The sequence below is a fragment of the Bacillus sp. SRB_331 genome (genome assembly GCF_003264175.1).
GTDB classification, from domain to species: Bacteria; Bacillota; Bacilli; order Bacillales; family Bacillaceae_G; genus Bacillus_A; species Bacillus_A mycoides.
The window spans coordinates 1-16,230 of sequence record NZ_NADV01000076.1 but is presented as its reverse complement, the minus strand read 5'-3'; the positions used below and the strand labels follow the sequence as shown (position 1 = coordinate 16,230).

The following is a 16,230-nucleotide window of genomic DNA, read 5'->3' as shown; positions in this document are numbered from 1 at the left end:
AAAATTATTTTTGGAGGCTTTATGAATAATCAAAACAACAATGAGACAAACAACAGCAATAGACTATTGGCAATTTTTCTAATAGTATCACCACTATTAATACCTATCGCGCTCCCTACAGCAATAATTGTAGGAATGAAACAATGGATGCCTGATGACGTTGAATACCCTAGTATAATTTCACTATTAACCCTATGTATTGGATTTTTCATAGTTGGGATTATCTTCTCTTTCATATTACACGTATTTAAATTATCTGAAGAAAAGCTAAAAGAATTAGGTTTCTTAGGATTTACAATTTCAATTGTTAGTACATTCCTGACAATGTATGTCGGATATTTTTGGCTAGCAAACCTTAATTTCACAGCAGTACAATTATCACCACATGCTGTATTAATCTTTGCGATTTTATCTACAATTCTTTTAGAAGCAATCTTTAAGTTAATTGATAAATTTGATACCCCTAATACAAAAGAAACAATTTAATAGATTTTAAAATGAGTATTTTATAGCACATATCAACTTGTGCTCTTTTTCTTTTAATCAAATAACGATTTTGTTCACTTTTTGATACATTTATGAAACATTCATGTGTTATCTTCAGTAAGTTCTTTTCTTTTTATAATATCTTGTGAGATATACCAACACAGGAAGCCCTAGCCCCCCTAACCCTAGGGCTTCTTTATTCAAATAAGGATATTGTTATACGCAGGAATAATAATATTAGTTTCTGAGATTTTAATTTAAATATGTATCTCACATTGAATAAAAACTCAATATTCCGTTAATAATGTAGACAACATTATATTTTCTCCATTCCCCCTTGGAGATGAGTAGTTAGCTTTTGCTGACTGCTTTTTTGTATTTTTCTTATCCAGTCTTTATTTGGCAACATTTTTTCTGTTTATCCAATTTCATCAATCAAATTCATATCCTGTTAGAATCTTAAAAACTACTGTTTTTGAGACGTTAGCCTTTCTCTATTTTCGTTCGTTGAGTTCGTTTGTTTTGTTGCCCCCATATAAGCCACCCTGTTCCTAATCAAATTAATAAAGTGATAAATCATATCCCAATGATTTTTAATATAGCTTTCAAAACAATTTCACCCAATCCGTTCATCATGTAGCCATCATCCTTATCGTTCCTTAACAACAAACAAGACGCCACCCAGATCACGGAAGCGCCTACAATACTTGCTATAAACTTAACAAAACTTATTTACCTTCACGTCATTTATTTCTTTGTTTCCATACCCCATTCTCTTTACGATAAGTATTCTTTCCATTCATGAATCCCGCTGCATTACCAGGAATGCTATATTTCTTATTCTTAGCCTTCTTCTTCATCCTCTTTTCTTCTTGAACAGCTTGCAAATCCACCTTCCATTTTTTCAACAAATCCTTTTTACGTCGCATCGAATCTGTACCCCTTATATTGAAATATGAATCCAATAATTATATTATATATATTCAGACATTCTTTCAATAAAAAAAAGCACCCTCAATATTGGATGCTCTCAATGTGAATTGGGTTTTATCCTGAGCATTGAATAGGACACGAAGAACTCGTCCTATTACATAATATGCTTGTCCTTATCATAATGTGCAATAAAAAAAGCACCCTCGCCCAGGCGCCAAAAGATACATATACGTTGAGGTAACTAACACGTTAGAAAAGGCCCTTCCATATCATTGTATGATTATCGCTTATCTTTATACCTAGCAGACTCATTAAATACGTTTAATGTTTAATTTCTATTGATTTAACCATGTCTAATTCCATCCAATTCATGGTTAGTATTCTAAATAGGCCAACGATGTATTATAATCCTTTATATACCCAAGGAGGTTTACCATGCTTAATTTTCATAAAACATTCCCCATCTTAGGATTCTTTTGGTTTTTATACAGTTTCATCGGTCTCATCTTTTTATTACTATTCCTTAGCGTGTAGTAACAACGCTTATAAATATATGTTTAATGTTTAATTTCTATATAACAAAGAAAAAAGCACCCGTTATGGATGCTTAATGTATACTAATATTAATATTGAATAGCTTTATTGATAGACTTTCTAGAACAATAAATATACTAGCTGAAACCGATCTATATCCGATATTCTTTCCTGTAACATTAATAGTAATCTCCGCTAAATGGGTTTGCACATCATCTTTTTCAAAAATTTTATCTTCAACCTTTTCAACTATTGCTACATTATCCACTTCTTTAAAAGTTTTCAGCAATTTTGTTTCTAATAAAGTAAAATCAAATTTTTCATCTTTAACCACATTAAATTTAATCTTCATTTTTATTTCCCCATTTTTAACTAGTTAATATTTTGAAATCAGTATAATTTTATATTTTTGTATTGAATAATTCAAAAGTTATGTTTTATTGATTTCCCCATAATTCACATATCTAATAGAGCGAAATTTTAAAAAACAAATGGAAAAGTTCCTCTTCAAAGGTCAAGATTACTCTGAACCTTCTCTAAGCCACCGCTTCCCCTAGATTAATTGATACAATAAGTCTAGTAAGTCGCCGAAATTGTTTTAATTGACATGAAATTATATAGATTTTGACAATATGTATCAAAATCTAAAGGGGTCTAAGACGCTTTTTGGGCTACCGAGCCATGCTTAGCATGGTAAAAACAAACCTTTTTTTTGCCCAAACCCACTGTGGAACTCTTCTCCATCTCCCATAAAAGAACACCCCCACCCTCATTTTTTAAGGAGGCTCCCTCACCAGTAGGCAGGGGCAAACTGGTACAGTTTGACAACCACGAGAAGGTTTGGGAGTAGTGAATTTGTTGACTCGTTTTTATCCTTCTTCCTTATGCGTAACTCCCTTAAATATTCGATTCCATATTTCATGATTTTGATTTCCATCCATAGGAATCCCTATGCTACATGTATATTGCAAATTCCAATTATATTCAATTACTTCATATTCAGATATCGGATTTAAAAGTAAAATTCGAAATTCACCTGGTATCATACTAGATAAAACTTTTTCTAATAATTCCGCTTCTTCATAAGTACCACCAATTCGAACAAATAAAATTATATTAGATGTTTGTAATTTATTTAAAAATCTTTCTATTCTTCGATTTATTTTTATTTTAAATTCTGGATACGTAACCCAGTTCTCTGGAGTATTATTTTCTACTGAGAAATCATGTGCAGATTTTATATTATATCTTATATCTGTTAATAATAATTTAGTTCCATAAGCATGGTAACCATCAAATTTCATTGTTTCCTTTTCCATAAAACCTTCAAATTTATTTTGTAATAAATGAATTACATCCGTTAAAGAAAATGATATCATCCAATCTATTACACCTGCATATGGTCTTAAATTATAATGATTTAATTTTCCAGCTACAAAGCATTGATTACCTAAACTAAAAATAGCATCATAATTTTGTTGAATATCTATTAATTTCATTATTTATTTCCTCCTAAACTATTTTATATTTATATAATGAAAACTTTTTTTGTTGATGTATCAAATAATACATATTTCCCCCCATTTATGTGTTCAAAATTAAAAATTAAATATTTATAACTAAAAATTTCTACCATACTATTTTCACAAAGAATTTCAAATATTATAACACCCCGATACTCCATCCATGTTATTAATTCACCACATATCATTATTTATAACCTCTTTTAAATTTTATTAACTGCCAATTTATAAATAACTAGTAATATATTTTATGCAATATCCTATTAAATGTTCTTAAAGGGGGGTAGTGACAGGGTAGTTGTCATAGACCGCAAAGTAAGGTTAAACCAACAGTAGAATTAAAACCACCTATTATCATAATTCATAAGGTTGGTTTACCAACACCAATTGGTCTAGATAATCACCTATTAATCAATTTTGAAGTGGGGTTCTTACTGCCTGTTAATGAGGGATAATCTTTTTGTAAAAGTATTTGGTAATACTTCATTCCAATGAAATCAATCGCTATCAAAAAAGCTTATGTTTGTTACAAAAATGATGGCTTTTGGTAACCAATTCACTTATTTTATATAATTTGAAGCGTTTACTTTGCGGTTCATAGCAAGAACCCTGTCATTACCCCTTTAAGATTTATTACGATAGATAATAGTTTACAAATAAAAACTACAAATGTATTAAAAATTCTGTGCACATAAAGTACAAAGTCCACTAGTAGGTTGAAATACAACATTATCAACAAAAACTGTTGCTCCTTCCCCCTGTAGCAATATTTTGAAAAGCAATACCTGTTGTAGTCACACCAGCAGGTATACATACAAAAAGGGTATAATGTTGGAATAAAGATTGAAGTTAATTCATAATTGGTAAAATATTAACAATATTTAACGGACTAATAGTTCCAAGAAGAGGAGGACACTCATGTCCAAGTTCTGGAAAAGATACAGAAGCTATAAGAATTGCACCATCCCTTACATCCACAGTAAAAGAAAACGTATAACAACAACCTTCGTCAACCTCAACCGATTGATTAATGCTTCCACTGGGTTCAATTGACACAGATAAGAGACTAAAAACCTCGTTTGAAAGAATACGACCACTATGTACGTTTGGAAAACCTACTTCTGTAACATTTCCAAGTTAATTCCACCCTGGAACTAGATCGCTTACCACTGGTGGTTCATCAAATCCAGGATTTTCAAGAATATTAGTAAATGGGCAACACCCTATTGCAGTTGGTCCTGAAGGTCCTGTTGGTAAAATGAATGGCGGAATAGGCGGGAATATTGGACCAATTAAACTTGGTTCAACAGTAACTCAACATAAAACAAAAAATTCTTCGTTCATACAATCATCTCCTATAGATACTTTTCATAGGAGGTGATTAGCTGTGGGTTTTCTTATTAATAGCTTAAACAAACCTATGTTATAAATGCTCATAGCATTATACGTTAGATTTCAAATAGAATGTTGGACTTTAAAATTTCAAATAAATGTTTTACTTTGAGTTTGGTTCTGGTGCAAATATATGAAGAGTAACTTAAAGTTACACATCATTACTTGTAGGGCCTAATTTCTTTTGTAAAATATGTAGTTAGTTAATTGAGCTAGCTGCTTCGTTGTGTTAAATTAAGTTTTGGTTCAAAGAATTCACACCTTTTGAAAAACACACATACGATATCACATATTCTTTTACAATAAGGGTGTTGGTCATTAGAGCATCCTCAAAGGTTGCTCTTTTAAATTTAAACTTCTATTTAATCTGTTCACTATTTTATGAGGTGGACATATACTAACACGACAAGACATAGTCGTTATACGACAGTGCACAAAAAACTTTGTACACTATGTTTCATTTACATTACTTAGTTAAAAAATAGTGTTTTGGTTCATATTTTAATTTTTTTCGAATAAATTAATATTAAACCTATGGAATGCAAGACTTTCTCTGGACCAGTTAAGCCTTGTATTCCTTGTATTCCTTGTATTTCTTATATTCCTTGTACACAGATCCTGTTAGTTATAACAGGTTCTTTTATTTGCCTTATAATCTAAAATCTTCTTAATCCAATAATGAAAGAAGAGGAAAATGAACTTTTATCAAGGTATATTTACTTTCGAAGAGATCACCAAAGTAATTCTATCTAGCTGTGAATTTGAAGCAGTAGGAGATTATTTAATCGGAGTTATAAAGTATGAAGATATACACGATATAGTAGTTTAAGAAAAGAGTGCATGTGAAAAAATTGAAGTTGAATGTATCGGTGTCCTTGTTTATAACATGTTCGAAGAAACACTGTGTATTATAGTCAGATTAACAAACAAAAAAATTATTTTTTAGATAATATTGGTCATAATGCGTTTTGGAAAAATAAGGTGAATTTTGGCCGCATAGAAATTTTCGAAATATACTTTTTGAGCGTGTTAATATTCAGGAAATCATAAATTTTGAAATAACACTTGATATTCTGGAATTAGTCTAAGGTTAGTAGTTGAGGTTGCAAAGTGTATATAATTTTTTTCTAATTCATCCAGTGTCGCTAAATGATGAGTACCTAAGCCATGCTGAATGCTATGCGTAGAAAGAGTAGGACCAATTTGCAATTTTCGATTTTGCATAGATTTGTTCCATGGACTGTAAAAGAATTTTAAAACGAAAGCAGGATACATGTAAATGATAAATGGATGAAATGACCAATGCCTTCCTGCTGTATAGTTACCATAGGAATAATTGTGGAGTAATCTACCACCGATGTAAGGGGCTGGCGGATTAGGATGGAGCATTATTCCATGATAACGTTGTTTGACAAGCGGAATTCCATATCTTGGATTGGTATAACCGTGATTAGGATCATCGACCATCAGGATAGTCCTAATGGAATACATGTTTTGTCCTAAAGCAGTAAGAGATGAAAAAAAAGCTTCCTTATTAAAACAGCAAAGAAATTCAGTAGTATTTAAAGCCATTTTCCATCCCGTAATTTCTTTTTCGATTTCCATAACTTCTTGATCAACCAATAAGGCATCAAAATCTAATACTTTCGAATCTCGGATTTCCCAATGAGGTGCAAATAATCTACATATTTCAACTGAACGATCAGTTGACCCACGATTAATAAGAATACCGTGATTAAATAGTTTTGTGTGGTGCATTAACCACCACGGAAGCAGATACTCTTCGTTGTAGAAATGAGAAATTAACGTTGTATTAATAAAAAGTCCCCCTTTAAACATATATAGCATTTCTCATTCTAATAGGATATGATGTTTGTCCAAAAAGTATGACAAATTTTATACATTCCCGTATAGAAAAGTTATGCCTTGTCTATATAAATATACGTTCACTTCATTCAAGTGGTGCATATATTTAAACTAAAATGATATTTTAGTAAAAAAGGAGAATGGAAGAAATATTAGTACAGGAAAAGGTACTGGTGCAAAAAAACATAGACTCTCGTAGGTAATTTTCTAAACTTGGGCATACCGATAGTATGACTGTAACAAATGTGTGCGATTAGTATGGATAAGTAAAATTTGTTTAAATGAATGCATTATCAGCCTGAACTAATCTTATTAACAGTGAGATGGTACCTACGGTATAATTTGAGCTTTCTTAACCTGGTGGAAATGATGCGAGAAAGAGGGGTATCATTTACTCACACAACGATTATGCGCTGAGTTCACCAATATGGGACTCAATTAGAGGAGAAAGTCCGACATCATCTTAAATCAACAAATGCTTGGTGGAGAGTCGATGAAACCTATATGAAAGTAAAATGGCAATGGATTTATTTATATCGTGCAATCGATTCAGAAGGTAATACAATTGATTTTTATCTTAGTCAATCAAGGGATAAACAAGCAACCAAGGTTTTTTGAAGAAAGCCTTGGCTTTTTCTTCTGTTTCTAAAATTCGTGTGATAACAGTGGACAGATAAGAATCCTGCCTATCTCGTAGTGATTCAAGAGTTAAAAAAGAGAAACACTTGCCTGAAGGCATACTTCTAAGGCAAGTTAGATATCTAAATAATATAGTGGAACAAGATCATCGTTTTATTAAGAAACGTGTGCGTTCTATGTTGGGATTCAAGTCATTTAAACCCGAAACTTCTATATTGAGCGGTGAAGAAGCCATGCATATGATTAAAAAAGAACAGATTAATTTACGGGACCCGCCTGTTCAAAATCAGAAAGAATTAAAGAAGTTAACCATCAATTACTTGGACTTACAGTATAAGATACGATTTCGTTAGGAATATATACACCTTATTCTCTTTTATTTTTGCAACAGACCCCTTCCTGGTTATATAGCCTTACCTCATTAATTGCTTCATAATAATCATTAAAATTTATACATACATAAACATTACCATTCTCCCCATTTTTCTTTTGTATCCTCTTTGCATCATAATCTATTTTAAATAACCTAACTGCTTTGCGAACACAAGCAATTTCTCCCATTCATTTTCTCGTGCTATATCCACATCTGCTATAGTCTGCTCTTGGAACTCCCTTTCAAAACTCAATTCATCTGACATATATATAACTGACCCTTTTGTTAAAACGGACAACCACGTTGCTATTGTATATTCAAGAAAAAATGGCTGATCCTTAAGATACCCAAAAGGTTCACTTAATCCTTCTTTTTTTAATAAGGGAGCTGTTAGTCCACCAATCCAATTTTGCCTTTGTAATATTGCACTTCCGCATTCTACCCCACTTAATTTTATATCATTTAAAAAATACTTATTCACACTTGAGTTTTGGATGAATTGTTCATTTTTATCAATTTGTAGCTGTGAAGAAGTAACTAATTGAATCGTATTCAATGAGTCAGATAAAAAATACTCCATCATCTTTTCTACCTTTGTCGGATAGAACGAGTCTTTTTCAAGTAAAAAATTAATATACTGGCCCTTTGAATCTTCTATTAAACTTTGTAGTAATTGTAAAGTTGTCATTTGGTTATCATTTTTTATATAAATTATCTTATTAGAATGCGGTAAAAACTCCTTTTCCATCATTGTCTGTATTTCATTTGTTGAAGTGTTATCTCTAACAATAATTTCAACGTTATCATATGTTTGAAATAACGCACTAATCAATGCAGTTTTTAAATATACATATTTTTCAGTTACAGGGATCAAAATACTAACTAATGGTGAGTGTGTAAACATTCTCTTCTCTCCCCTATATAGTTTTGACTAACTCCTTAATACGCTTTATTAAGCATATCGCATAAAATTTTAAAGTACGTTTTTTCGCTTCATCATACTCATTAGAAAACGTATCATAAATAAATAGAATATATTTAAGACATCCTTTCGCACTTTCCATTAATTGCTTTGGATCCCCCAAAAACCCTCGGCGTGGAGCAAAAAATATCATATGAAACCAGTCATGCGCAGAATAAAATTTCATATGTATATTTTTCCCAATATTATCTTCATGCATTCGTAAATAACTAAGTGTATCAGGGATATATAGTACACTCCCTTGAGCTGATAACGTTAACCAAGAAGCCATATCAACTGCAGAATGATACTGATGTCCATTAAATGTGCCAAATGCTCCTTGTAAATCTCTTTTCCTAAACAATGGTGTAGTAGGTTCTCCTATCCAATTACTATCTATGATCATAGAAGTTCCAGCTTCTATTCCATCTATAGTAGTAGGAGATAAATATCTTTTCCTTGTAAACTCGAAATCCGAAATAAAATTTCCTTTTCCATCTATCGGTTGCCTATATGATGTTATTAGTTTTATTTTCTGTTCATGATCTTGCAAATAATAGCGCATCATCTTACTAATTTTCTGAGGGTGAAAAAGATCATCGTCCATTAAAAAATTAATATATTCACCTCTCGCACGTAGAAAAGCGGCTTGAAAATTTCGTATTCCCCCTAAATTTTCATTATTTTTATAGTAACGAATGTTTGGGAAAGAAGTTGCTAAAGGAGCAGCTATTAAATACGTTTCATCATTCGTACTATCGTCGCAAATAACAATTTCAATATTCTGATACTTTTGAGCGAGTACACTCTCTAAAGCTTCCTTAAAGTAAATTGGGCGATTATATGTTGGGATTAAAACACTCACCAATGGTAAAGGCACTATTTCACACCCCTTTCTACACTTATAAATAACATATCGTAATATTTATTTTCGGAATATTTGTCGAAAAAGGAGGACATAATAATTTATCTCCCGATTTTGGTCCTCATTTAAATTCACCTGTCTTTTAACCATCCATAGAAATTTATAAATGTTTTTAATAGCTTTTTTATATTCACATTCTTCCTCTAAATAAGAATATTTTTTCGCATGAAATATAAGATGCATTAAATCTTGTAATGCATTTAAGATCATATGAGGAGATTTACTAATATTATTTGCATGTAAACGTAAACTACTTAATGGTTCTGGTATATATAATAAATTTCCTTTTGACAATAAATTGAGCCATGCTACTAAATCAACGCCAGAACGATATAATCTTCCTGAAAAAATACCGAATGGTTCTGTTAAATCTTTCTTTCGGAATAAAGGTGTAGTAGGCTCCCCTATCCAATTAAACTCTGAAATAATACTGTTACCAGCTTGCTTTCCATCTAAAGCAGTAATTTGTTGAAACCTCCTTTGATTATGTATTGTATCCGGAATACTATTCCCATTCTCATCAATAAATGACCGATACGATGTAATTAATGTAATTTCATGTGCATAATCTTCTAAAAAATACGCTAGCATCATTTCAATTTTATTCGGAGCAAATACATCATCATCCATTAGAAAGTTTATGTATTCTCCATTGCTTTTTTCAAATGCATGAATAAAATTGTGGACACCACCAATCGTATTTGTATTCTTATAATAAAAAATATTCCGATACTTTCCTAAGTACGGCTGTATACACTTATATGTTTCATCATTTGTACTATCATCTGTAACAATAATTTCAATATTTTTATATGTTTGCTTTATGACACTTTCCAACGCAATCTGAAAGTATTTTGAGCGATTATACGTTGGAATTAAGACACTCACTAGGGGCATTTGATTTCTCGACATGATATACTCCCTCATTCAATTTCTTTCTTCTCTCTTTTGAAGAACATTTCAAACCCTATTAAATTTTTATTTACTTGAAAAAATTCTTCTTTCCCAACATTCATATAAAGAGTATCATCCGTTCTAGTTTCCTCTTTAAAACCAATATGATTATATATTTGAATCGCTTTTTGATTATGAGCCAATACACTTAAATGTAAAGAGTTTAGTTTTAATACCTCAAAACCATAAATACATGTCAAAATCGTGGCATGTTTTCCAAATCCTCTACCCTTCATATTTTTTTGTGGAATCATTAACCGACCAAATTCCGCCATCTTTTTGTCTAAATCAATATGATATAGAGCTGTTGTACCAATGGATTTCTTATGTTTCGTTTTCATTACTATAATAAACATAATATCATCGCTTTTCTTTTTGTAACGTTTATACCACTCTTCTTGTTTTTGAGGGTCAATAGTGCTATTTTTGTGGAAATATTTTCTCATATCCTCTTGATTTCTCCATATTCTAATTTGTTCTATATCATTTTTTTGAATCTCTCTTAAGCATAAAATATCATTTTCTATTAAACTAAAAGACATTCCCTAATTTCCTCCCTTCATGTAATTAATAACTTGCTCACAAATATAACTAATATCAAATTTTGTTAAATGTAAATGAAGAGGAAGAGAAATAATTTCTTCTGCCATTTTATGGGCTACTGGACAAGAATTTTTACCATGAGAATACAAAGAATATTCAGTATTATCTCGATAATGAACCCCAGGATATATATTTACCTGATTTAATGCCAGTAATAATTCATTACGATTTTTCACACGTATTATATATAAATGTCGAGAGCTTTCACATCCTCTTGGAAGAGGAATTCTATTAATATAGGCACTATGTTTAGCAAATTCTTCATCATACCACTCAGCTAATTGCCTACGATACGCATTATCTCGATCTAAATATCTCAATTGCACTAACCCTATAGCTGCCATAATAGAATTCCCATGATATTTATAACCTAAATGGTCTACTTCATATAACCACTTGTAAGCTCCGGTGTCTCCCATACGTTCATACGTTGTTTTATCAATCCCTAACCATGTAAGTTTTCTAACCAAATTATCACATTCATTCTCTCGAAAACATATCATTCCTGAATCAGCTGTGGGTAGATTTTTTACCGCTTGAAATGAATAAACAACCGCATCCGCATCCGCACCTGGAATTTTACCGTGTAGCCTTGTACCAGCCATATGTGCTGCATCAAGGATTAAACGTAAATCATATTTTTTACATAATTGGACAATCTCTTCATATTGTCCTGTACTTCCTCCAATACCTACAAACATAATCGCTCTTGTTTTATCTGTAATTTTTTTTTCTACACTTTTAGGATCCAGGCAAAGATGTTTATCCACATCTGCAAATACAATCTTCATTTTCTCATAGGCAATTGCATGATTTGTAGAAACAAAAGTTAATGGTGTAGAGATGATTTCATCATCATCTTGCCAATTATTTAATAGTTTGAATACTTTAACAGCCAAATGAAGACCCGCAGTTGCCGAATTAACAAAATGTGCATGCGAAAAACCAGTGTACTTTTTCCACGCACTTTCTAATTCTATTGTTTTATATCCAAATCCCGTCCATCCTTTTTCTAAACATTCTCGAATCTCTTCCAAACATTCTGCGACTTCAAACCGTGGCACAAATAATTGTATAGACATTTCTTCCTCCTTTATAAACATTTTCCATCTCCCTCCTAATTGTATTTAAGAGGACAATGTTTTATGCTCCATATTATTTATTATCACTACTTTTTCATGTATTTTAATCTAAGTTCTACAGGTTTTGTTGAAAAGAAAAATAATGGGAAAGGTGTTACAAAACTAAATTTAATATGTAATATTGTAAATCAAAAAAACAAATGTACCTATAATAAATAGTGATTTTCCCTATACTAACGTGGATGTTCGAGGGTACTAAATTGCTCTTCAATTTTGCTGCGCTCTTTCAACAGTTGTTTTCCCATGCATGCGCGTACATAATTTTCCTTTTTTTGTTACAGATGAAGAAACTCCCCAAAATTAAATTTCTTATTTATATCCTCTAAATTTATATATATTAAATAAATAATTTAAGAATAACCCCCCCTTTCATTTTACATATTTTTCCCGTAATCAAACCGTTTAACAATACGTGCTATTCGAATCATCTCTTTATCACACAGCTTTACTCAAATATTTTTCATACTAACAATTCGTGTATACTGGGTATTTACCGTTCCTCATACCTCTAATTGGTACATATAACATTAATAATAATAAATTTATATACGGAGGGTTGAATTTTGACTTCAAATAACGAATTAATTATTTTTATTCATATTGCTAAAACTGGTGGTACAACATTAAGGGATATTTTAGACACACAGTATGGTCCTCATTCATTATTTATGTATGCACATAAAACCATTGAGCATCTTAATAATAAGGAGAAAATAATAAACATGCTTAGAGATCATATATATAGCGCTAAAGCTATTAGTGGTCATTATAGTTTCGGTATGAAATATGATGAAATAGAGGGACAACTATTATCTCTAATAAATCATTCAAGAAATATCACTTATATTTCTATGTTAAGAAAACCTGTGGATAGAATATTTTCTCAATACCATCATTATAAACGAAATAATTGGATAAATTCTGAATTAACGTTTGAACAATTTATTAAACATAAACTTTATGTTTGTAATCATCAAACTCTATGTATATCTGGAACAGATATTCCAAATTTAAATATTGCTAAAAAAAACATAATAAATCATTTTGCTTTAGTCGGAATTACAGATATGTATAAAGAATCTTTGTTTTTAATGAAAAACCATTTTAATTGGAAAGATTTAAAATACAATAAATTAAATAGTTTTATAGCCCCCTCAATAATAGAATCAATACCTAATGAATTAATAATACAGATAAATAATGATAATAATTTAGATTTAGAATTATATAAATTTGCAAAACGTTTATTAAAGGAAAAAATCAAATTATTAAGCGAATGCCAAAAAATAGAATTGCATCATTTTTCACCCTTTATATAAAATTTAGAACATCACAAAACCCATTGACATTCCAAAAAGAATGTCTAAAACAATTAGCCTTCTTAGGAAAATACGAGTACTATAAACTATCTCTAGAAAGAGCCAATACACTTGTATGATAAGTCCATTTTAGAGAAAATCGATTTCTTTTACACATTTGATTCACTTATATAGACGGCTTAATTGGTATGGGTACAATCGGTATTCATTGCACATTCAAAGAGACTAGAAGCTTGAAGTACACCCTAATTGTTAGACACAGTCTGATAATTGGAGTGCACTTTTTTATGACTAAACTTTCTTCAAATGAAAAAATACAAGCAGTCAAGCGGTATTTAGATTGCACTGAAGGCGGGGGAGCAATTGCTAAATCTATAGGTGTTGATTCTAGAGAACCCTATCAGTGGACTAAAACGAAAGATTAAGGGGCACCCATCCATGGAAAATGTATTTAAAAAAGTTGAATGCCTTAGTTCAAAACAAGGAAAGATCTTAAAACAAGGCAATCGTTTTAAATACAATCACAACTTGCTTTCCATACCAATTTGCTTTGTATTCCAACATATTTCTGAATTGTGACCAAGATACTTCACTAATTGCTTTGGAAAGTTTATTGTTTTTCAGCATATTACTTACTTGTAGTTCCTCTATACCGATTACATGGTGGTTTTTGATAATTTCGGTAGAAATTCTATCTAAGTAATCTTTTCTTGTATTTGCAATATGTTCATGAATTCGTGCTACTTTTATACGTTGTTTATTCCAGTTCAAAGAACTTTTTTCTTCTGGAAAGGATACGCTGTTCCTCTACCAACTTTTTTTAATGTGCCGAATAACATATCCTTTAGAGACAGTAATAAGAACATCACAGTTAGTTTAATTAGCTAGCCGATTTATTTGTTAACCATTTTTTCAGGACCGCAATTTATATGCATAATTTCTAAAGTGAAATCCATACTATATTTAGGTCTTAGGTTTTAAACTCTAAAACCCTTATTTCAGCCTTAGACCTAATAAATTCTCCCTCATCTTCTTTAAATCAGAATTTATTATCCATACAATGGATAAAATCAGTTTCTCCCTCTATTCACTTTTCCTAAGTACATTCCCAAAACGCAAAAAAGCCTTTCAGGATTACTTCGTTATTAGACATGCGAACAAAATATACACAATGCGTTAATAATGAGTAAAACCGAAAGGCTTAGATTAGTTATGGATTAGAAAAATTTTAAAATGATATGTTACCATTATATAGTAAAAAGAATTTTCAAACAATATTTTCCGATAGATTCATTTAATCATAAGGTATCATTTTCATATCTTCTTTAATAATTGACTTAACAATCAGATCTTGACCTACTATTAAACATGGATACCTTAATGAATTATTCTTCATGTAAATATGATTCTTGTTTTTTAATATGATTTTTGTATTATAAACAGAGGCTTCTATACATTCTGCTTCTCCAATACGATTATTAAAAGCATCACTTGCATGATCTGTAATAATTATTTTTCTTTTTTTGTTAAAGGTAATCACGTGCCTTTCTTTCAATTTCCTCTACCAATTAAATTGAAAGATCATAATTAAAATCATCTATTACCTTACCCATGGCCATTACAAAAGGTACAATTCCTTGCACCTTAATAAAATTTTCAATTTTCTTCTCAGCATCCTTTGAAATAATACCAACCCTTTGTGCAATTCTATCTTTAATCTCTTGTATGTCTGTTTAATCGTGAGTTTCTTCAATGTATTTTCGTTCTAATTTTAAATGCAAGGTTGAGAATGACAGGCTATCCTGGGTAACTTCTATTATTTTGAAGTTTTCAATTATATCTCCAATTTGCTAAAAATCTTCAATACGTTTAACAAACATGTTTTGCAACTTTGTAATATGCAATAAACCTTTACCTTTGTTTTCATCCTGGATCTGTACAAACACACCATATTTCACTACATTTTCAACCTTTACTGTAACTGTTGTATTTTTCTTATACAATTCACTGTAAGGTTTCGGCAACAAAGTTGTTTCTTCGATATATCTAGCAATATTCTTATCTAGCGTACCCTTATTTGACACATATCCTCACTCCTTTATTGGACCAATAGATACATATTTATTATCATTTTCTTCTACACTTCTTTTTAATCCTTTAAAAAGATACTAACTAAATTAATAATGGGTAACTGTTACCATTTGTGTAAACTCCTCTTCTCCATATACCAAGGCTTTATAGTAATGATACTTCTTCCTGTAATACCCTACTGTTAACAAAGCAGCTACTGTTAAAACCAATAATAAGCCGTTTAGAGTTGCTGTAAATATATCAACAAAGCCTTTTATAAGTAGTGCATCTAAAACCATTAAAATAATTACAGAAATACTTAACTTATATTTGTATCTTACTAATAATTTTTGACATCGATTTGAATCGTTCATTTCATGCACCTCCATTTTCTTTAGTACACTACAAATGACTGTTACCTGCTTTGCCTTTTAATCACAAAAAGCCGCCTCAGCATATGAACTGTACCCTATAAAATGGACAGTTTAATAAAAAAGCCCTGAAAAATCA

At 30.8% G+C, this 16,230-nt stretch carries 14 protein-coding genes and 4 pseudogenes; 4 read left to right on the top strand and 14 right to left on the bottom strand.

Annotated features, from left to right (window positions below; all coding sequences use genetic code 11):
- Nucleotides 1–21: 21 nt before the first annotated feature.
- Complete coding sequence (locus B5P42_RS30350) at nt 22–486, top strand: epimerase (RefSeq protein ID WP_113735977.1); 465 nt, start codon at nt 22–24, stop codon at nt 484–486.
- A 743-nt stretch (nt 487–1,229) separates the two neighbouring features.
- Here the strand turns inward: B5P42_RS30350 and B5P42_RS30345 are convergent.
- From B5P42_RS30345 to B5P42_RS30320, 5 genes and pseudogenes are all read right to left on the bottom strand, one after another.
- Nucleotides 1,230–1,415, bottom strand: a complete 186-nt coding sequence (locus B5P42_RS30345) for a hypothetical protein (protein ID WP_113735976.1) — start codon at nt 1,413–1,415, stop codon at nt 1,230–1,232.
- A gap of 611 nt (nt 1,416–2,026) precedes the next feature.
- Nucleotides 2,027–2,305, bottom strand: a complete 279-nt coding sequence (locus tag B5P42_RS30340; RefSeq protein WP_113735975.1) for a hypothetical protein — start codon at nt 2,303–2,305, stop codon at nt 2,027–2,029.
- A 517-nt stretch (nt 2,306–2,822) separates the two neighbouring features.
- The gene (locus B5P42_RS30335; RefSeq protein ID WP_113735974.1) at nt 2,823–3,452 is read right to left on the bottom strand and encodes a DUF1796 family putative cysteine peptidase; all 630 of its coding nucleotides are present in this window, start codon (nt 3,450–3,452) and stop codon (nt 2,823–2,825) included.
- A gap of 698 nt (nt 3,453–4,150) precedes the next feature.
- Nucleotides 4,151–4,769 (bottom strand): annotated as a pseudogene (locus B5P42_RS33000) (collagen-like protein).
- 1,143 nt (nt 4,770–5,912) lie between these two features.
- Complete coding sequence (locus B5P42_RS30320) at nt 5,913–6,707, bottom strand: glycosyltransferase family protein (RefSeq protein ID WP_113735972.1); 795 nt, start codon at nt 6,705–6,707, stop codon at nt 5,913–5,915.
- A gap of 312 nt (nt 6,708–7,019) precedes the next feature.
- Here B5P42_RS30320 and B5P42_RS30315 point away from each other — a divergent pair.
- Nucleotides 7,020–7,710 (top strand): annotated as a pseudogene (locus tag B5P42_RS30315) (IS6 family transposase).
- Nucleotides 7,711–7,885: 175 nt separating this feature from the next.
- Here B5P42_RS30315 and B5P42_RS30310 read toward each other — a convergent pair.
- The 6 genes and pseudogenes from B5P42_RS30310 to B5P42_RS33465 form a co-directional block, all read right to left on the bottom strand.
- Nucleotides 7,886–8,650: a glycosyltransferase family A protein gene (locus B5P42_RS30310; RefSeq protein ID WP_113735971.1), complete on the bottom strand. Its 765-nt coding sequence runs from the start codon at nt 8,648–8,650 to the stop codon at nt 7,886–7,888.
- 13 nt (nt 8,651–8,663) lie between these two features.
- Nucleotides 8,664–9,587 carry a glycosyltransferase family 2 protein gene (locus B5P42_RS30305; protein WP_181458853.1) on the bottom strand — a complete coding sequence of 308 codons (924 nt, stop codon included), beginning with the start codon at nt 9,585–9,587 and terminating at the stop codon, nt 8,664–8,666.
- Between the two features lie 45 nt (nt 9,588–9,632).
- A complete protein-coding gene (locus tag B5P42_RS30300; protein WP_181458852.1) occupies nt 9,633–10,544 on the bottom strand; it encodes a glycosyltransferase in 912 nt (303 codons plus the stop codon).
- A gap of 11 nt (nt 10,545–10,555) precedes the next feature.
- Nucleotides 10,556–11,128, bottom strand: a complete 573-nt coding sequence (locus B5P42_RS30295; RefSeq protein WP_113735968.1) for a GNAT family N-acetyltransferase — start codon at nt 11,126–11,128, stop codon at nt 10,556–10,558.
- A 3-nt stretch (nt 11,129–11,131) separates the two neighbouring features.
- Entirely contained in the window at nt 11,132–12,292 is a 1,161-nt protein-coding gene (locus tag B5P42_RS30290) for a DegT/DnrJ/EryC1/StrS family aminotransferase (protein WP_258397565.1), read from the bottom strand.
- 147 nt (nt 12,293–12,439) lie between these two features.
- Nucleotides 12,440–12,579: pseudogene (locus tag B5P42_RS33465) on the bottom strand (ISNCY family transposase); the annotation flags it as partial.
- Nucleotides 12,580–12,894: 315 nt separating this feature from the next.
- Here B5P42_RS33465 and B5P42_RS30285 point away from each other — a divergent pair.
- Entirely contained in the window at nt 12,895–13,650 is a 756-nt protein-coding gene (locus tag B5P42_RS30285; protein ID WP_181458851.1) for a sulfotransferase family 2 domain-containing protein, read from the top strand.
- Between the two features lie 287 nt (nt 13,651–13,937).
- On the top strand, nt 13,938–14,075 hold the full coding sequence (locus B5P42_RS32195; RefSeq protein ID WP_181458857.1) for a hypothetical protein: 138 nt from the start codon (nt 13,938–13,940) through the stop codon (nt 14,073–14,075).
- A 76-nt stretch (nt 14,076–14,151) separates the two neighbouring features.
- On the opposite strand, the pseudogene B5P42_RS30280 reads toward B5P42_RS32195, so the two are convergent.
- The 3 genes and pseudogenes from B5P42_RS30280 to B5P42_RS30265 form a co-directional block, all read right to left on the bottom strand.
- Nucleotides 14,152–14,467: pseudogene (locus tag B5P42_RS30280) on the bottom strand (RNA-guided endonuclease TnpB family protein); the annotation flags it as partial.
- A 1,033-nt stretch (nt 14,468–15,500) separates the two neighbouring features.
- Nucleotides 15,501–15,734, bottom strand: coding sequence for a S1 RNA-binding domain-containing protein (locus tag B5P42_RS32995; protein ID WP_258397564.1), 234 nt, complete (start codon nt 15,732–15,734; stop codon nt 15,501–15,503).
- Between the two features lie 93 nt (nt 15,735–15,827).
- Nucleotides 15,828–16,094: a hypothetical protein gene (locus B5P42_RS30265; protein ID WP_113735965.1), complete on the bottom strand. Its 267-nt coding sequence runs from the start codon at nt 16,092–16,094 to the stop codon at nt 15,828–15,830.
- Nucleotides 16,095–16,230: the final 136 nt, after the last annotated feature.